Here is a 17443-nt window from a genome sequence, read left to right as displayed (position 1 = left end):
AACAATGGTAAGTGTATTGCCAGGAGTAAGATAGATAGTAATTTCGCACGTTTTAATTTTGCAATGACTCTCTTTTTTAATCTTTCTACCACCTAAAACCACATGACGAAACTTCTTACAATTCAATTTAAGGTTGGTAGGATAGCAATACTGTCAGCCTTATTCGCCGCACTTTCGTTCTCGGGCTTTGGCCAAACCATAGCCCCGGGCTTGGTCATAAGCCAGGTGTACACAGCAGGAGGCCTTAATAACGCCTTGTTTCAGCATGACTTCATCGAGTTGTTCAACAACTCGGCATCCGCAATCAATGCTTCGTCTTACACGGTGCAGTATGCTGCTGCTGCAGGCACTACGTGGACCAAGTTCAACATTCCGTCCAACACGACCATTCCGCCCTACGGCTACTTCCTGATTCGAGCTGGCTCAAGTGGTGCCAGCGGCGCGCTGTTTCAATTTGATGACGATGTCAGTACCAACCTAGCGACTGCCGCGGGTAAAATTGCCCTTGTGCAGGGCAACGCTACCCTAAGCGGGCAGCAGGATACCCCCAGTCGTAACGCCAGCGTCGTTGACTTTGTAGGGTACGGCACTACTGCGAATGCCTTTGAGGGCACTGGTCCGACACCCGTTCCTTCTATTATAAACTCAGTGGCGCGCCAAGGAGGTGGCCTCGTGGATACCGACGACAACGCAGACGATTTTCAAACGCAGACTCCCGACCCGCGGAGCTCTGCCATTGTCACCTTTTACACCAAGGCCACCGGCGTACTCAACCAGCTTGCCACCTTTGGCAAAAATGCCAATGGTAGTGGGGCGGCGCCCAGCAGCTTCTCGGCTCCCAACCAGCTGTTCTTTGTGAGCGGCACCGCTCGCACCATTTCCGCCGACTGGACCGTTTCGGGCCCCCAATCCAAAGCCGTGTTGCAGCCCAATGCCTCTTTTATAGTGCCAGCTACGGCTAAGTATTCAGGTACCCTCGACCTAGGCAGCGCAGCCACGCTGGTTCAGAGCAATCCGACTCCCGAAGTTTTGAAGCTTGACGTGGTGAGTGCCACCAGCACTGTTGAATTCAACCAAACTGCCACTTTCACCGTGCCGGCCCTGGGCGCGCCTGGCTACGGCAACCTCACCCTACGCAATGCCACCAAGCAGTTCGACGATACCACTACGGTGGTGCGCGGCAACCTGCTGGTGGGCGGCGCGGGCCTCACCACCACTCTAGCCGGAAACACCACCCTAACTTCTATCGTCAGCCTGGGCGGCAACTTCACCCTGGCGGGCACTGTGACTTTTAACCCTCTGACAGCCAACGACCGGTTTTCCCTAGTGGCTACCAGCCTCGGTGCCGGCGCCCCTCAGGTGCTGAACGGCGGCGGCAACGTCATCAAGCTGTTTCGCTTATCAACAGCTACAAACCAGAGGGGCGTGACCCTGGCCGACAACAACAATCTGGAACTAGGTAGCGGCTCCGGAGGTGGTTACAATCTGGGTAATAATTCCGTTCTGACCTTGGGCAAAAACACCACGCTGAGCTTTCCCGTTGGGGCCACCGCAACGGTGGGCGGAAACGGCACGCTTGCCGTCGACCCGACCACCAATTTGTCGTTCACCAAGACCAACACCGGCGCAGTGGGCACATTACGCCTGACCCCCAGCAGCTCGCAGCTCAATAATCTGACGTTGAACACTACCAGCAGCACTAGCATTCTTACACTAGGTTCTGACCTCACTGTAAGCGGAACTCTCACGGTGAATAACGGCGTCCTTGCGGTTGGCAGCACCACTACTGGGTCCGTACTAAACATCAACGGCCCCCTTGTTACGACGAGTACGGGTTTTATTCGCGGGAATACGACTGGCGATTTGCGCATTGGTGGTAGTGGTGCCCTGGGCTTGCTCTATGTCAATGGTGGCAACAATGCTCCCTTCCGCAACTTCACCCTTAACCGCCCCGGTGCCACTCTAACGACAGTCAATACCATGACGGTGAACAATGCCTTTCTGGTCGAAAACGGCATCTTTAACATTGGCGGAGGCGCCAACCTCATCCTGAATGGCACTGTGAGTGCCATTGGTAATGGCCAGCTAAGCGGCGTTAGCACTTCGGGCCTTGTCATTGGGCCATCAACGACTTCCAGCCCCGTGGGCAGCATATCATTCTCCAGCACCGCCGGCGTACTCGGAACCTTGACCTTGAATCGGATTGGTCAAACCCTGACGGTAGTAGGCAGCCCCCTGGATGTAACCACTACGAACCTCTCGGCCGGTACCTTGGCGTTGGGCAATGATGTAGCCCTCACCATTCGGGGAGTTCTCACTGTGCCCGACCAGCTTATTGCCATGTTTGCTGGCACGCCCACTTCCAGCCTCAACTTCGTTGGCAGCGGGGCGATTGGCTCCTTGGCCTTTGCCCCTGGGCAAAACACGTTGCTGTCGCTCACGATGAACCGTCCCCTTAGCACTACTAATCCTAATTCTGGCCCTCCAACGGTGCAGCTCACCACCGACTTGCGGGTAAATAGCCTGACTCTTACGAACGGCCGCATTTTTGTGCAAAATGCCCATAAGCTGGAGGTACTGCCTGGTGGCAGCCTCACAGGCGGAGGAGACAACAGCTATTCAAACACGCTTACGCTGCCGGCCGTAACCAATACTGCTACTCCCAGCATTCAAGTGTCTTTTCCCCTCGGCGTAAACATGCAATACCGCCCGCTGGTGTTCACCGTCACCGACGCCGTGCCAGGAACGGCGAGCTATACCGCCCGTCAAGTCGAAGCACCCTCGCCACAGCGGACTTTGCCGCCTACGCTGCTGCGTGTGTCGCAGATTCGCTACTACAATGTAGTTAGGGAAAACTCTAATACGGGCTCTGGTATTACTAGCAGCGTTTTGGATAAGGCCGTAATTCAGCTCAGCTACAATGTCTCCGACCGTGTCACGACTGGTAACGCCAGCTTGCTTCGCGTTGCTATGGCTGACCCCGCCGATGACTCTCGTTGGAAAGACATTGGGAGCACTGGCGGTCTCGGCACCACTGTTACCTCGCAGTCATTCCCGGCTGGTCCGCTAGGCGACTTCACCCTGGCCACCGATATCACTACCTCGCCTAACGTTAACCCCCTGCCTGTAGAGTTAGTGCGCTTCACGGCCACCCGCCAGGCTGGCGGCGTGCAACTGGCCTGGGGCACCGCTACCGAAAAGAACAGCGACTATTTCGACGTGCAGCGCAGCCTCGACGGCCAAACGTTTGTGCCCGTAGCGCGCATGGCGGCCAATGGCACTAGCAGCCAGCCCCACAACTACGCCGCCTTGGATGCCAAAGCCCCCGCCAGCCGCCTCTACTACCGCCTGCGTCAGGTTGACCTGGACGGCACCGTGGCTTTCTCCCCAGTAGTAAGCGTGTCCGGTACCGGCGCTCCGCTTGAGCTAGCGCTGTATCCTAACCCCACCACCGACCGCATCACCATTGCGGTGCCTGCTGCCAGCTGCCGCACCTACCGCGTACTCAACACCCTGGGCCAAGTAGTTGACCACGGCGATGCTGCCACCGCCGACCCCGTCGTAGCGGTACACCGCCTGCCAGCCGGCACCTACATCCTGGAGCTACGCACGGCCGCAGGCCGCCAGATGCGCCGCTTTGTGAAGAACGATTAAGAATAGGAGACTCTAGACTTCGACAGATTGCAAGTCAGCATAACAAAGAAGCCCCCGCAACAGCAGGGGCTTCTTTGTTATAAAACCAACTGTTTTCAAACAAGAAAAGCCACTCGCAGGAGTGGCTTTTCTTCTTGTGTTCTTGCAGTGAGTCGTCTACAAAATCCGTGGAATCCGAAAAATCCGCATGAATCCGTGGTTTAGACAGAGAAGCTTTCGCCGCAGCCGCACTCACGCGAAGCGTTGGGGTTGTTAAACTGAAAACCCTTGCCGTTGAGCCCGTCGGAGAAATCCAGCTCGGTGCCAGCCAGGTAGAGGAAGCTCTTCATGTCAACCACTACGCGCACGCCTTTATCTTCAAACTCCTGGTCCATGGGGCGCACTTCGTTGTCGAAGTCCAGCTTGTAGCTCAGGCCAGAGCAGCCGCCACCTGCCACCGAGGCGCGCAGGCGGTAAGTGTCGTCGAGGTGCGCATCGGTCATCAGACGCGTCACTTTCTCTTTGGCTTTATCGGATACAGTAATCATATCGGTAGGGGCAGAGGCAAGTTCTACTCGTAATATCAGGAATGCGTGTGCAATTTAGACAAATTATAAACAAGCGAAATATTTTCTTTGTTCACTTGCCCATCTCAAACAGCGCAACTCGTTAGGAGCTTGGATTCAGCACCACGCTAAATACCGTGATGGCGTTCAGGTCGCGACCAAAGTAGAGCTTGTCCAAGGCCTCGTAAGCATTGTGAGCCCGGAAGTAGGAGGTTTGCAGCTCCTTATCGCCGCGGGTGCGCCACTGCAGGGTGAAGGAGCTTTCGTTGTCACGGTAGCGGCGCACGTAGTCCTGCATTTTGCGGAGGCAGTCCACCTCGTCGTGTCCGGTTTCGTAGCGGAACAGGAAGCTCTGGTGGTGCCGCGGGTTCACGGTAATCAGGTCGAGGCGCGTTTGCCCTTCCAACTGCCGGTACTCAAAGCGCAGGTTGCCGGGCTCCATGCCTAAGTGCTGCTCAATCTCGCGTTGCAAGCGGGCAACTTCGTATTCGTCGGTCATCTAATGACGGAGGATGTGGAATAAAAAACGTCATCCTGAGCGTAGCGAAGGACCTTATCACATCAGAACGACAATCGTTCGACAGTAATAAGGTCCTTCGCTACGCTCAGGATGACAGAATTATAACCGGATTAGTGGTGCGAAAGCTCCAGGGCAGGCATGCCGTTTTTCACGCGGTAGTCCGAGATAGCTGACTTGATGGCATCTTCAGCGAGTACCGAGCAGTGAATCTTAACGGGCGGCAGGGCAAGCTCTTCCACAATCTCCATGTTGTCGATGGCTAGGGCCTCGTCAACGGTTTTGCCTTTCAGCCACTCTGTAGCGAGCGATGAAGAAGCAATGGCCGAGCCGCAACCGAAGGTCTTAAACTTGGCGTCGGTGATGGTGTTGGTGGCTTCGTCTACCTCAATTTGCAGGCGCATTACGTCGCCGCACTCAGGAGCGCCCACGAGGCCGGTGCCTACGTTCTTTTTGCTTTTGTCCAGCGTGCCCACGTTGCGGGGATTGCTGTAGTGGTCAATTACTTTATCGGAGTAAGCCATGGCTTTTTTGGAGTTATAAGTTAAAAGTTATGAGTTACGAGTTAAAAATTGGAGCCATGAGGGCAAAACTGCCAACTCATAACTCATAACTTTTAACTCATAACTTTTTAGTGTTCTGCCCACTCGATTTTGCTCAAGTCGACACCTTCCTTGAACATCTCCCACAGGGGCGACATTTCGCGGAGCTTGGTTACGGCCTCTTTTACGTGGCCGATGGCGTAGTCAATTTGCTCGTCGGTGGTGAAACGGCTCAGGCCGAAACGCAACGAGGAGTGAGCCAGGTCGTCGCTCAGGCCCAAAGCCTTAAGTACGTAGCTAGGCTCCAAAGAGGCCGAAGTACAGGCCGAACCGGACGAAACGGCCAGGTCTTTCACGCCCATCATGAGGCCTTCGCCTTCCACGTATTTGAAGCTGATGTTGGTAACGTGGGGGAGGCGGTGCTCGCGCGAGCCGTTCACGTAGCTTTCTTCCAGCGTCAGGAGCTCGCGCTCGAGGCGGTCACGCATGGCGCTCAGGCGTGCTGTGTCGGCTTCCATTTCCAGCATAGCCAGCTCACAGGCCTTGCCCAGGCCCACAATGCCGGGTACGTTGAGGGTACCCGAGCGCATGCCGCGCTCGTGGCCGCCACCGTCCATCTGGGCGGTAACCTTTACCCGCGGGTTCTTACGACGCACGTACAGCGCGCCGACGCCCTTGGGGCCGTACATTTTGTGGGCTGTGAAAGCCATGATGTCGATGCCATCGGCAATCACATCTACTGGAATCTTACCCACGGCCTGGGTGCCGTCCGTCATGAACAGGGCGCCGTGCTTGTGAGCAATCTTGGCAATCTCGCGGATGGGCTGAATGGTGCCCGTCTCGTTGTTGCCGTACATGATGGTAACGAGGATGGTCTCGGGCGTCATGGCCGCTTCCAACTCTTCCAGGCTGATGAGGCCTTCTTCGTTTACGGGCAGGTAGGTAACGCGGCCGCCGAGCTTCTCGATGTGCTTGCAGGTGTCGAGCACGGCTTTGTGCTCGGTGGTGGCGGTGATGACGTGGTTGCCTTTCTGGCTGTACATCTCAAACACGCCCTTGATGCCCAGGTTGTCCGACTCGGTAGCGCCCGAAGTGAAAATGATTTCCTTGGGGTCGCAGCCGATGAGCTTGGCAATCTGGTCACGCGAATAGTCAACGGCTTCTTCGGCCGCCCAGCCAAAGGGGTGGTTGCGGGAAGCAGCGTTGCCGAATACTTCGGTCAGGTAAGGCATCATGGCCTCCAGCACCCGGGGGTCAAGGGGCGTGGTGGCGTTGTTGTCGAGGTAAATGGGGAGCTTAAGCATTGCGCGCAGCGGTAAAGCAAGGTGGTAAACCAGCGAATAACTGGACCCCTGTAGAACACAGTTGCAGGGTAATCAGTTTTCTTTGGCCCCACAAAAGTAGATACAATCTAAATAAGGAAATGCGTGGACGTCCGGCAACGGTTCTAATTGCTCGATAAAACGACCTTTTTGCACCGGTTAGCGCCCTTTCGCCCTTTTCTTTTCGCTCCTCATGCTTACTAATCTCGAACACCTCGGCCTGGCCGTGAACGACCTGGAGGCCGCCACTGCTCTCTACACCACGCTGCTAGGGGTGGCACCCTACAAGAAAGAACACGTGGTCAGCGAAGCGGTCGACACGGTTTTTTTCCAAATAGGGGGCTCCAAAATTGAGCTGCTGGCCGGCACCTCGCCCGAAAGCGCCATCACCAAGTTCTTGGCGAAGAAACCGGAAGGAATTCACCACGTCGCGTTTGAGGTCGATGACATCCGGGCCGAGATGGCGCGGCTGAAAGGGGAGGGGTTTGTGCTGCTGAACGAGGAGCCCAAGCGCGGCGCCGATAATAAGCTCGTGTGCTTTGTGCACCCGAAGAGCGCCGCCGGCGTATTAGTGGAGCTCTGCCAGAGCATTAAGTAGCGTGAACTTTTAGTCCGCGAGGAACCAGCTTTCATCACCACTTACTCGCGGACTAAAAGTCCGCGCTACATCACATGAACCGTTTTCAGCAAGAAGTAGATGCCGCCGTAGATGCCCTGCTACTGCAGCAAGTCATTTTGTACCCCACCGACACGGTCTGGGGTCTGGGCTGTGATGCCGAAGCGCCGCCCGCCGTGAAGCAGCTTTACAAGCTGAAGAACCGGCCCGAGGGCCAGCCAAGCATCGTGCTGGTGGCCGATTTGGCCATGCTCCGGCGCTACGCCGCGCAGGCGCCCGACGAGTTGGAAGAGCTGCTGGAAAACGAAACCCGGCCCACCACCTACATCTTGCCGGCCAGCCGTGCCATAGCGCCTGGCCTGGTGGCGCCCGATGGCACCGTGGGCCTGCGCGTGGTTAAGGACGAATTTTGCTTTAAAGTGGTGCGGCGCTTAGGTCACGGCCTGGTCTCTACCTCGGCCAATAAAGCCGGTGAGCCGGCTCCCGGCGTGTACACTGAGATTGATGCCGCCATCCTGCGCGGGGCCGACCACGTGGTGAACTGGCGGCAGGAAGACGCTACCCGGGTCGCGCCGTCGCGCGTGGTGCGGCTGGGCGAGGGCGGTAAGTTGGAAGTGGTGCGCGAGTAACTCCCGCGCCACTCAGTAGCGCACGCGCAGCTCCATAGTCGTGCTCATCGACGGGAAGCGTTTCCAATGATTGGCGGCGCCGTAGCGGTAGAGGTGCGTGGCGAAGGCCGGCATGAGCAGGGGCAGGGCCAGCTGCTTGCCGTGGCGAGAGTGGCTCACCCATTCTACCGTCACGGCTACGGCGTTGTCGTCCACAAATAAGTTGGTGTCGCGCAGGTTCACCTGCACGCGGCGGGCGCCTTTTCCCACAATTTGCTTGTAAATAGGTTGCTGCAACAGCGGGGCGCTGGGTTCGCCATTGCGCAGCTGGTACACGTTGATGCGCAGCTGCACGGTGTCGAAATCGTTGGCGGAGAGCACAAATTCAAATTTCTCCAGCCAGGCGCCGCGCCGGGGTAGCTGAAATACCCTTCCAATTTCGGAACCGACGTTCAGGCCCGGCTACGTGCCCAGCGCAAAATTGGTTTGCAGGTTGGTGCGGTAGCGGTGGGTGCCGATGCGCGCCGAATCGAGCCCCCTAGCCCGCACGGCTACGTCGGCCAGGCTGACCGAGGCTTGGGGCAAAGCCACCGTGACCGGCGCTGGCGGCAGGGCCACCAGCGACCAAGTGCGGCTGGCGTAGCCCAGCAGGGCAAAACGCAGCGAGTCGGTGGGCGTTACGGTGGCCGGCAGGCTCAGGCGGAAGCTGCCGTGCTCGTCGGCCACTGTCCCAACGCCTTGGCCCACCACGCCAACGGTGGCATACCCCAGCGGCTGGCCAGCGGCGTCGGTGATGAGCCCCGCGAGCAAGCGGGGTGCCGTGGCTTGCGCAGCAGCCGGGCGCGCGGGCCAGGCCGCCAATACCAGCAGCAGCGGAACAACGCCGACAGCACGCGCCGCCGTGGCACTAGCCGGCTGCAGGCGGCGCTTGTACCAGCGCACGGTGCGCGTAATGAAGATGGTGCCGATGATGGTGGGGGCAATCCAGCCAGCCAGTCCGGCCCACTGCGGCGCGTCCGTCGGCAGCCACCGGCCGAGGTTTACCACCACAAAAGCCGTAAACGTGGCGATGTACGAGCCGCCCAGGCGGATAAAGTGGCGGAAAATCCACGGCGTGGGCGTGCTAACTGGTCTGGGACGCAAGCCGTGCACGGTGTCGAGGCCGGCAAATAAGCAGATAAGCACGCCGAAGAAGCCAAAAAGTACCGCCTGTAGCCACACACCGGCCGCTAGCATCAGCAGGCCAACCACGGAGGTAACGGCCGCTAGCACCACATCACTGGTCAGCAGCGTCGCGCTGTGGCGGCGAGCTGCCCGCCAGCCACTGAAGCTCAGGTAAAAGCTCAGCACCGCTACCCCCGTCAGCATCAAACGGCCAATGGTGAGCGGCTGCAGCAGGCAGAGCACCACGGCGGTAGTGGCCACGGTTATCATGCAGTAGACGTAGAGGCGACCGGCTCGCACGTGGGTGTTGCCGCCCTTGCGGCCCAGCATGGGCACCAGGCCGGCAAACAGGGAGGTGGCGCCGGCAGCAATGTGCAGGCCCAGCACCATGCGCACGGGCAGAGCAGTGGCGGCGAGGGCGAAGAAGGGGGCGGGGAGCAAGGCTAGCAGCATGGCAACGGGGCTTTTGAGCGGAACGATGTAAAAGTGTCGCCGACAGGCCCGCGGCCCAACTGGCAGTTGCCGAACCGTCGGATAAGCCCGACGGGATGTTGGAATAAGCTGCCGGCCCGTTGCCGGGGCTTTGGTTGGTGGTATGGTTGCTAGCGGGCGGTTTCCGACCTTTGCGGCCATGAAGACGCCCCAACTGCCCGAACTGCCCATCTTCCGTACCATCGCCGAAGCTGCGGCCGAGCTGCAGCAGCCGGCCTATGTTATTGGCGGCTACGTGCGGGATTTGGCCCTGGGCCGCGACAGCAAGGACATCGACGTGGTAACAGTGGGCGACGGCATTGCCCTGGCGCAGGGCGTGGGCGCCAAGCTGCCGGGCCGCGGCCGGGTCACGGTGTTCAAGAACTTCGGCACGGCCATGCTGCCCACCAAAGAGGCCGGCGAGATTGAATTTGTGGGGGCCCGCAAAGAGAGCTACCGCGCCGACAGCCGCAAGCCCGAAGTGGAAGCCGGCACCTTAGAGGAAGACCTGGCCCGCCGCGATTTCACCATCAATGCCCTCGGCCTGAGCCTGAATGCTGACGACTTCGGCGCCCTCGTCGACCGCTACGACGGCATGAAGGACCTGGCCAGCAAAACTATCCGCACGCCGCTGGGGCCCGACGTCACTTTTTCCGACGACCCGCTGCGCATGATGCGCGCCATCCGCTTTGCCAGCCAGCTCAACTTCGACATTGAGCCTGACACTTTCGACGCCATCATTCGGAATAAGGACCGGATAAAGATTGTGTCGCAGGAGCGGATTACAGTCGAGCTCAACAAGATTATCGAGTCGCCCACGCCCAGCTACGGCTTTAAGCTACTATTTCAAACGGGGCTGCTGCACCTCATTTTCCCCAAGATGGCGCTGCTCCACGGCGTGGAAAAAGTGGGTACCCACGCCCACAAGGACAATTTCTACCACACGCTGCAGGTGCTGGATAATGTGGCCGCGGCTGGCGGCGACCTTTGGCTGCGCTGGGCCGCCGTGCTGCACGACATCGCCAAGCCCGCCACCAAGCGCTATGACCAGCGCGTGGGCTGGACCTTCCACGGCCACGAAGACAAGGGCGCGCGCTGGGTACCGGGCATTTTTGCCGAGCTCAAATTGCCGCAGGGCGAAGAAATGCGCATGGTGCAGAAACTGGTGCGCCTGCACCTGCGCCCCATTGCGCTGGTGAAGGAAACCGTGACCGATTCGGCCATCCGCCGCTTGCTGTTTGAGGCCGGCGAGGACATCGACCGCCTCATGCTGCTGTGCCGGGCCGACATTACCAGCAAGGACCACCAGCGTAAGGAGCGCTACCTCCGCAACTTCGGGCAGGTGGAAGAGAAGCTAAAGGAAGTGGAGGATAAGGACCACCTGCGCAGCTTCCGCCCGGTTATTACCGGTGAAATCATCATGGAGACCTTCGGCCTGAAGCCCTCACGCGCGGTGGGCGAGCTGAAGGAAGCCGTGATGGAAGCCATTCTGGAAGGCACCATCAAAAACGAGATGGACGAGGCCCTGGCCTTCCTGCTGCGGCAGGGAGCGGCCAAAGGACTCTCGCCCGCAGCCGCCGGCTCCGGGTCCGACGGTTCTACCGGGGCCACCGCAACGGCAGGCGCGGCTCAGGAGCGTCCGCGTCCCTGAGCCTTAGGGCTGCGGGCAGAGGCGAGCAAGGGCCTGGCGGAGTACGGCGGGGCCATCGGGGCGGTATAGGAAACCATGGCCACCTTTGGGCACGGCCTGCAGCTCCCAGCCCGGCGCCTGGGCACGATGGGCCGCGTGCGCGGCTTGCACGGCAGCGTAGGGGTAAAGCGTGTCGTCTTCGGCGCTGAACTGGAGGCAGGGTTTGCCCTGGCCCAAGCGGCCAATGCTGGCACCCAGCGGCAGCTCCGGAGCCGGCGACAGCGCATAGAAACCGCAAAAGGCGTCGGGCCGCTGGCTGGCAAACCACAGCGCGGCGCTGCCGCCGTTGCTCATGCCGCCTAGCACGGGGCCGCGCGGGTCGGTGCGGTAGCGCGCCTGCACTTCCCGCACCACCGCCACAATCTGGGCAAAGGCAGCTGGCTGCTTCACCCAGCCAAAAGATTGGCGGCCAAACGGGTAAACCACTAGCGCGTTTGAGGGAGCGGCGGCAAAAATAGGTTCTTCCACCACGTCTGGGTCGGTGTGCCCGAACTGCGGGGTGCTCACTATGCCGCCGTGCAGGTACACCACCACGGGCGCCGGCTTGGCTGGGGAGTAGCCGGCGGGCACGCGCACCAGGTAGGGCATCCGCACGGTGTCGTTGGGCACTGTGCTGAAATAAAGCGCGTATCCCGGTTGAGCAGCGGCCATTTTTCCGCGCTTGCGCTCGGAGCTGGCTGGTGAAGGAAGCGCGCGAGCCTGCGTTTCGCGCAGCCAGCGTGCCTGGGCAGCGTTGGCCGCCGCCGCTTGCTCTGCCAATGCCAGCCGCATCGCGGCCAGCCAGCGGGGCCACGCGGCCTCGGCCTGGAGGGGAGCCAGGGCCGGGTCTTGGCTCACGTTATCAAGGTCTTTAGGCGTCATGCGCAAGGGCCGGTGGCGGCTGAGCTGGCCCAGCCAGCGCCAGGCCAGGGCCCGTCGGGCCGGGCAGGCCGCTGCTGCCGTAGCAGCACCAAAAAGCTCGAATTCGTTGGCGCGGGTACTGTCGCGCGCAAATGCCTGCTCGAACAGGGCCGCGGCACTGCACGGATTTTGGGCCTGCAGCTGGGCGCCGCCTTGCTCCATCAGATGCTCGTAGGTGGTGGAAGTTCCAGCCTGCGCCTGCGCCGAGGCTGCCCGCCCCGCTAGCAGGGCATACGTTATTCCCAGTAGTAACAATGGTTTCATAACTCGATTTGGTGTGGTGCTACGCCACGGTTGATGCAAACTTTGCGCCTGCGGTTGCCCGGAAGGAAGCAGTTGTTTTGCCTCGCCGGTGCTGCCTTATTGCGCTCTGAGACAGGCCCAAAAACAAAATGGACGAAGCCCTGACCTCCCTGTTGCAGCAGGGGCAGCCAAATGACTTCGTCCGGAAGGAGGCATAGTTCACTCACCAAACTAGGCCTGTCTTCTTTTTCTGTTTTATTGAGTGAGCGCGATTAGGATATACGGCAATGTTTCCATTTAGGGCCAAGTAAAAGGGGGAATAGCTACAGCCCACGACCGACAAGTAAACTTGTAATTGAATGCTAGAAAGGCCGGGCAGGCCGGGATTGGCCTTTTAACTAGGTAACAAGTCCTATGGATGCACTTAGGCAGACTGCGGTTGCCTCGCGCCTTGGGTATTGTTGATAATTACAGCCGTTTCACGCTGGAAGGGCCGGTAGCCTCCACGCGAGAGGTGCTGGGCTGGCCGCTGTAGGCAATCTGGCTGGCACCCACGGCATCGCCCTTAATGCTCTCCGTGACGTGGAGGCGGGCCTTGCACACGCCGGCCAGGTCGACGGTGGCGGTGCGGGCCTGCAGGTTGGCGGCGGCGAGCTCGCAAGCACCGGCAGCGTCGAGGTCGAGGGTGTTGACCGAGCCACTGGCCGTGGTGCGGCAGGCGCCGGCCTGCTCAATTTTCAGGGTGCCGTAGCTGCCGTTGAGGCGCAGGTGGCTGGCGCCTGCCTGCTCCACTTCCAGGCGCTCCTGGCGGTCGAAGCCGCCGAGGTCGGCCTGCACGCTGCCGGCCAGCTCGAGCTTCTCAATCGAGGGCATTTCCACCCGAATGAGGACCTTTTCCTCGCCGCGTTTCCAGTTGCGGCCAAAAAACGAGGTGTTGCGGGGGCGGATTTCCAACGTGTTGCCGCTGCGGTTCACCCGCAAGTCTTTAATAATGTCTTCGTCGCCCCCGGCTTCCACTTTGAAGGCATTGCCCTTGCGCACTACCACGCGGTAGCCACCCACCACCAGCACTTTGTTGAAGCCCTGCTCTTCGAAGGTGCGGCGGGCGCTGCCGTAGCTCTCGAAGTCGGTGTTGAAGGAAGGTGCGCCGCCGTAGTTGAGCCGAAGGCCGCTGCCGCTGCTACGGTCCTCGTCGTCGCCATCGTCCGAGCTGCTGTCGTCGTCATTGTCATTAATATCAATGTTGATATTCACATCGTCGTTGTCCTCGGTGGTGGTCGAGCCGGCGGTGTCGGTATCGGCGCAGGCTATGCACTCGAGCTTGTTGCCGCGCAGACGGTAGCGGTGCTGTTCGGGGTTGCTGGGGCGGCGGTTGTTTACAAAGTGCTCGTCGCGGAGCATTCTGTTGGCAAAACGCTCGCTCAGGCGGAAGGTCCGGTCGCGGGGCAGGCGCAGGGTTACCGTCATTTCCTGGTTGCGGTACTTGGCTCCGGGCAGGAAGGAGAAGTGGTCGTCGAGCACCAGCGAAGAGTCGCCGCTGGCGCGCACCGTGTAGTCAATCGAGGTAAGAGCGTTGCGACGGGCTTCGTCTTCGCTGGGGCCTTTCGAACCCAGCAGGCGCAGTACTTCCACTGTCCGGCCGCTGTCGGCAGAGGCAAGGCGCACGTTCACCCGCTGAGCCCCGTCGCGGTCTACCCGGCGGCCTTCAAGCATAATTACCGGGGTGGTGATGGCCGGATAGCGCTCCAGTTGCTCTACTTCAGCATCGTATTGGTACTCGCGGCTCTGCTGAGCCACGGCCATGGTTACTCCCACAATGCTGAGCAGCCACAGGCCCAGCAGCGACAAACTTGCAGTGCGGGACAACAGCGAGCGGCGCAGCAGCAGGTTCAGGCCACTAAGGAATAACGATAGCGCAGGGATGCCAAAGGCGAAGAAGCCCGCAATAATGCCCCATACGGGAATGCCATTGAGCATTACGTGGGCAGGAGCATCTCCCATGTGAATGTGCTCAGAGTTGGGAATCAGACCGATGCCGGCGCCCAAGAGAATGGCCAGCGTGAGGAGCAGCGAAAAGCCCGTAATCGTGAGCAGCACCCCGGCTACTATCCGAATGGCCGAGCCGGCAAAGTCAACTAGTGGGCGCAGGCCCCGGGCAGCATCTTCTACAAACGCCCCCACCGGCCGGTTGGTGGTGGTGGGGGCATCGCTAAAAGCCGAGTTGCGCAGGCTGCTGTCAAAGCCTTCCAGGGTCACGGCGTCGCCGCGCATCCGCATCTTGTCCGAAACCGTTTTGGCTTCGGGCAAGACTATCCAGAGGATGATGTAGAGAATGAGGGTGAAACCTCCGGCAAACAAGCCGGCGAGCAGCAGCACCCGCACTAAGGTTACGTCGATGTTGAAGTAAGCCGCCAGGCCCGAAGACACGCCTGCAACTTTGGCGGTGCCAGTGTCGCGAAACAGCTTGCGGCCGGCCAGCGGCCCCTGGTTCAGCATGGCCTCGTTGGGAGCGGGCGCGTCGTAGCGCTTGGGCAGCACTATCCAGAGGATGATGTAGGCTAGGAAAGCCCAGCCCCCGAAGCCGGAAAACCGAAACTGGCCGCGCCCGAAGTCTTCGAACATATGGAACAAACCCGGTAGCAGGAACACGAGCACAATCCAGCCCAGCCGCACCCAGATGGGGTTGATGGCGAAGTACTGCGCGATGCCGGCCGCTACCCCAGCCACGCGGCGGTGGGCCATGTCGCGGTAGAGGCGGCGGGGCTCCGTGGCCGCGGTGGCCGCGTCGCTAGCAAAAGCACCTTCCGGGCCAAAAGGACCCTTGCGGCCAAAAGCGCCTTCCGGGCCAAACGTGCCTTGGGGGCCAAAGGGCCCGTTGGGGCCGAAAGTGCTGCCCGAGGCAGTGGCCTGGGCGGTTTCTTCCACGTCTTCGGCGTCGAGGTCGTCGGCGGCGAAGTCGCTCACCCGGCCCATCTTGGCAGTCATGGCTTCAACGTCGGCCAAGGTGATGACCTGTTTGATGGAAGAAGTACGGGCCGAGAAAAGCTCGGCGATGCGCCCCTCAATGTCCGCGACGATGTCTTCGTGGCCGCGGTAGCTGGCAAAGTGCGCCTTTACCTCGGTCAGGTAGCGGCTGAGCACCTCATAACCGTCCTCCTCGATGTGAAAGATAATTCCTTGCAGATTGATGCTGATGTTCTTTTTCATGACAAAAGGCTGAAAATCGGCCGTTTAAATTCTGGTGAGTGAAGAAGGAAAAAGACGGCTAAATCAAGCAGTAGGCTTCGTCGGGGCACTGTGCCGGATGATGCCCACCGACGCGGCCATTTCCTCCCAGGTATCGCGCAGTTCGGCCAGAAATTCGCGGCCGGCATCGGTCAGGGTGTAGTATTTGCGGGGCGGGCCGCTGGTGCTCTCCTTCCAGACGTAGTCCAGCAAGGCAGCATTCTTGAGGCGGGTTAGCAGTGGGTAGAGCGTGCCCTCCACCACTATCATGCGGGCCGAAGTCAACTCCTCCAGCATGTCGGAGGCGTAAGCTTCGCCGCGGGCGATGATTTCCAGGATGCAGAATTCAAGGATTCCCTTGCGCATCTGAACCTGGGTGTTCTCGAGTTTCATGGGCGTTACGAATAGCTAGTGGGTGAGAAACAGTACAAATGTATGGTAGGTACTTTGTAACGCAAGGTACTGGATGAATAATTCCATCTTTAGCAATTAAGTATTTCGCTAGTCACTGATTATCAGTGATAAAATTTTTATAGAAACTTCGTCTTCTTGCTACCTTCACATGGGCCGGGCCTTCCAGCTGAGGCCAAACTGCTCGATGCAGGGACTCGAGAAGGAGAAGAGAGTATAGAAAGTCTCACTTATTGACCCGCTTCTCTTGAGCGTCCAATTCCATTTTAACCCCGACTTTCAGCATGGTTCAGCTAGCGCCCGCCGCTTTGGCTCGAAATTGGTGGGTCCGACGCACTTTAATGAATTAACTTGCGTTCCGTCAGCGAAATTCTTACCCGCTTTCTTACATATGCTCCAACTCTCCTCTGCCGCTCGTGGGCTGTTTTTTCTGGGTGCTACCGTAGCCCTGGCATTGCCAGCCACCGCTCAGTCTACCAAAACACCCAAGTACAGCAACGAATTTTTGAACATTGGCGTGGGAGCCCGCGCGCTCGGAATGGGCAAGGTGCAGGTGAGCTTGGCCGACAACGCGACCGCCGGCTACTGGAACCCGGCGGGTCTCACCAACCAAACCCACAAATACGACGGTGTGCTGATGCACTCCGAGCTGTTTGCCGGTGTGGTGAAAAACGACTTCGGCGCCTTTTCCATGCCCCTCGATGACAAAAGCGCCATTGGGGTGAGCGTGATGCGCTTGGGCGTCGACAACATTGCCGACACCCGCAACCTCATCAACGAATACGGCTACATCGACTACAGCAAGATTGAGCTGTTCTCGGTGGCCGACTACGCCTTGCTGCTGTCGTACGCCCGCAAGCTGGGCAACGTGGAAGGCCTAAGCGTGGGCGCCAACGGCAAAATCATTTACCGCAACATTGGCAAGTTTGCCAGCGGCTACGGCTTTGGCATCGATGCCGGCGTGCAGTACAACCACAAGGGCTGGAACCTGGGCCTGATGGCGCGCGACATCACCACCACCTTCACGCAGTGGAACATCAACGCCGAGGAATACACCAAGGGCATCAACAACACCATTGCCAACGGCCCCGACGCCATTCCCACCAACAGTGCCGAAATCACGCTGCCGCGCCTGGTGCTGGGTGCCGGGCGCCGCTTTGAGCTGCCCAAGCAGTTCTCGGCCCTGGTAGCCGTCGACCTGGAAGCCACTACTGATGGCCAGCGCAATACCCCCATTTCCACCAAAGCCGTGAGCGTGGACCCCCGCATCGGCGTAGAGTTTGGCTACAAAGACTTGGTTTTTCTGCGCGGCGGCGCCGGCAACTACCAGAAGATTCAGAACTTCTCGGCCAACAGCAGCGGCACTTTCGACAGCAACTGGAAGGGCCAGTACAGCGTGGGCGCCGGTGTGGCGGTCAGCGGCCTACGCGTCGACCTGGCGTTGTCGCGCCTGGCCGTAGAAAAGTTGGGAAGCTCTTCGCAAACCAATTCGCTGATTGTATCGCTCGGCTACGGCTTCAAATAATAAAAATCGC

The 17443-nt window shown here is 59.5% G+C and carries 14 protein-coding genes; 5 read left to right on the top strand and 9 right to left on the bottom strand.

The window, feature by feature from the left end; genetic code table 11:
- Positions 1 to 102: 102 nt before the first annotated feature.
- Positions 103 to 3654 carry a lamin tail domain-containing protein gene (locus tag BMZ66_RS06200; protein ID WP_092670043.1) on the top strand — a complete coding sequence of 1184 codons (3552 nt, stop codon included), beginning with the start codon at positions 103 to 105 and terminating at the stop codon, positions 3652 to 3654.
- Between the two features lie 200 nt (positions 3655 to 3854).
- Here the strand turns inward: BMZ66_RS06200 and BMZ66_RS06195 are convergent, their stop codons facing one another.
- The 4 genes from BMZ66_RS06195 to BMZ66_RS06180 form a co-directional block, all read right to left on the bottom strand.
- Positions 3855 to 4181 (bottom strand): HesB/IscA family protein, encoded by a 327-nt coding sequence (locus BMZ66_RS06195; protein WP_092670041.1) that lies wholly within the window; start codon positions 4179 to 4181, stop codon positions 3855 to 3857.
- A gap of 121 nt (positions 4182 to 4302) precedes the next feature.
- A complete protein-coding gene (locus BMZ66_RS06190) occupies positions 4303 to 4698 on the bottom strand; it encodes a hypothetical protein (protein WP_092670039.1) in 396 nt (131 codons plus the stop codon).
- A gap of 131 nt (positions 4699 to 4829) precedes the next feature.
- On the bottom strand, positions 4830 to 5240 hold the full coding sequence (iscU, locus tag BMZ66_RS06185; protein ID WP_092670037.1) for a Fe-S cluster assembly scaffold IscU: 411 nt from the start codon (positions 5238 to 5240) through the stop codon (positions 4830 to 4832).
- Between the two features lie 107 nt (positions 5241 to 5347).
- Positions 5348 to 6562: an IscS subfamily cysteine desulfurase gene (locus BMZ66_RS06180; RefSeq protein ID WP_092670035.1), complete on the bottom strand. Its 1215-nt coding sequence runs from the start codon at positions 6560 to 6562 to the stop codon at positions 5348 to 5350.
- A 211-nt stretch (positions 6563 to 6773) separates the two neighbouring features.
- On the opposite strand from BMZ66_RS06180, the gene mce reads away from it, so the two are divergent.
- Both mce and BMZ66_RS06170 read left to right on the top strand, forming a co-directional pair.
- Positions 6774 to 7178 (top strand): methylmalonyl-CoA epimerase, encoded by a 405-nt coding sequence (mce, locus tag BMZ66_RS06175; protein WP_092670033.1) that lies wholly within the window; start codon positions 6774 to 6776, stop codon positions 7176 to 7178.
- 74 nt (positions 7179 to 7252) lie between these two features.
- Complete coding sequence (locus BMZ66_RS06170) at positions 7253 to 7825, top strand: L-threonylcarbamoyladenylate synthase (protein WP_092670031.1); 573 nt, start codon at positions 7253 to 7255, stop codon at positions 7823 to 7825.
- A 12-nt stretch (positions 7826 to 7837) separates the two neighbouring features.
- On the opposite strand, the gene BMZ66_RS06165 is transcribed toward BMZ66_RS06170, so the two are convergent.
- Positions 7838 to 8185 (bottom strand): hypothetical protein, encoded by a 348-nt coding sequence (locus BMZ66_RS06165; RefSeq protein WP_092670029.1) that lies wholly within the window; start codon positions 8183 to 8185, stop codon positions 7838 to 7840.
- 81 nt (positions 8186 to 8266) lie between these two features.
- Entirely contained in the window at positions 8267 to 9421 is a 1155-nt protein-coding gene (locus tag BMZ66_RS25500) for a carboxypeptidase-like regulatory domain-containing protein (protein WP_177204610.1), read from the bottom strand.
- A 178-nt stretch (positions 9422 to 9599) separates the two neighbouring features.
- Between BMZ66_RS25500 and BMZ66_RS06155 the strand changes: the two genes are divergently transcribed.
- On the top strand, positions 9600 to 11090 hold the full coding sequence (locus BMZ66_RS06155; protein ID WP_092670027.1) for a CCA tRNA nucleotidyltransferase: 1491 nt from the start codon (positions 9600 to 9602) through the stop codon (positions 11088 to 11090).
- 3 nt (positions 11091 to 11093) lie between these two features.
- Here the strand turns inward: BMZ66_RS06155 and BMZ66_RS06150 are convergent, their stop codons facing one another.
- From BMZ66_RS06150 to BMZ66_RS06140, 3 genes are all read right to left on the bottom strand, one after another.
- Positions 11094 to 12293: an alpha/beta hydrolase-fold protein gene (locus BMZ66_RS06150; protein WP_092670025.1), complete on the bottom strand. Its 1200-nt coding sequence runs from the start codon at positions 12291 to 12293 to the stop codon at positions 11094 to 11096.
- 447 nt (positions 12294 to 12740) lie between these two features.
- Entirely contained in the window at positions 12741 to 15479 is a 2739-nt protein-coding gene (locus tag BMZ66_RS06145) for a GIN domain-containing protein (RefSeq protein ID WP_092670023.1), read from the bottom strand.
- Positions 15480 to 15542: 63 nt separating this feature from the next.
- Complete coding sequence (locus BMZ66_RS06140; protein ID WP_092670021.1) at positions 15543 to 15890, bottom strand: PadR family transcriptional regulator; 348 nt, start codon at positions 15888 to 15890, stop codon at positions 15543 to 15545.
- 409 nt (positions 15891 to 16299) lie between these two features.
- On the opposite strand from BMZ66_RS06140, the gene BMZ66_RS06135 reads away from it, so the two are divergent.
- On the top strand, positions 16300 to 17433 hold the full coding sequence (locus BMZ66_RS06135) for a putative type IX sorting system protein PorV2 (RefSeq protein ID WP_092670019.1): 1134 nt from the start codon (positions 16300 to 16302) through the stop codon (positions 17431 to 17433).
- Positions 17434 to 17443 lie beyond the last annotated feature (10 nt).

The sequence above is a fragment of the Hymenobacter arizonensis genome, from assembly GCF_900115775.1.
Classification (GTDB): Bacteria; Bacteroidota; Bacteroidia; order Cytophagales; family Hymenobacteraceae; genus Hymenobacter; species Hymenobacter arizonensis.
This window is presented reverse-complemented; position numbering and strand designations above follow the sequence as displayed.

Coding starts and splice junctions, on each gene's coding strand:
- BMZ66_RS25500 (WP_177204610.1), bottom strand. CDS start 9,421: ATGCTGCTAGCCTTGCTCCCCGCCCCCTTCTTCGCCCTCGCCGCCACT.
- iscU (WP_092670037.1), bottom strand. CDS start 5,240: ATGGCTTACTCCGATAAAGTAATTGACCACTACAGCAATCCCCGCAAC.
- BMZ66_RS06180 (WP_092670035.1), bottom strand. CDS start 6,562: ATGCTTAAGCTCCCCATTTACCTCGACAACAACGCCACCACGCCCCTT.
- BMZ66_RS06150 (WP_092670025.1), bottom strand. CDS start 12,293: ATGAAACCATTGTTACTACTGGGAATAACGTATGCCCTGCTAGCGGGG.
- BMZ66_RS06195 (WP_092670041.1), bottom strand. CDS start 4,181: ATGATTACTGTATCCGATAAAGCCAAAGAGAAAGTGACGCGTCTGATG.
- BMZ66_RS06135 (WP_092670019.1), top strand. CDS start 16,300: ATGCTCCAACTCTCCTCTGCCGCTCGTGGGCTGTTTTTTCTGGGTGCT.
- BMZ66_RS06145 (WP_092670023.1), bottom strand. CDS start 15,479: ATGAAAAAGAACATCAGCATCAATCTGCAAGGAATTATCTTTCACATC.
- BMZ66_RS06170 (WP_092670031.1), top strand. CDS start 7,253: ATGAACCGTTTTCAGCAAGAAGTAGATGCCGCCGTAGATGCCCTGCTA.
- BMZ66_RS06190 (WP_092670039.1), bottom strand. CDS start 4,698: ATGACCGACGAATACGAAGTTGCCCGCTTGCAACGCGAGATTGAGCAG.
- BMZ66_RS06140 (WP_092670021.1), bottom strand. CDS start 15,890: ATGAAACTCGAGAACACCCAGGTTCAGATGCGCAAGGGAATCCTTGAA.
- mce (WP_092670033.1), top strand. CDS start 6,774: ATGCTTACTAATCTCGAACACCTCGGCCTGGCCGTGAACGACCTGGAG.
- BMZ66_RS06200 (WP_092670043.1), top strand. CDS start 103: ATGACGAAACTTCTTACAATTCAATTTAAGGTTGGTAGGATAGCAATA.
- BMZ66_RS06155 (WP_092670027.1), top strand. CDS start 9,600: ATGAAGACGCCCCAACTGCCCGAACTGCCCATCTTCCGTACCATCGCC.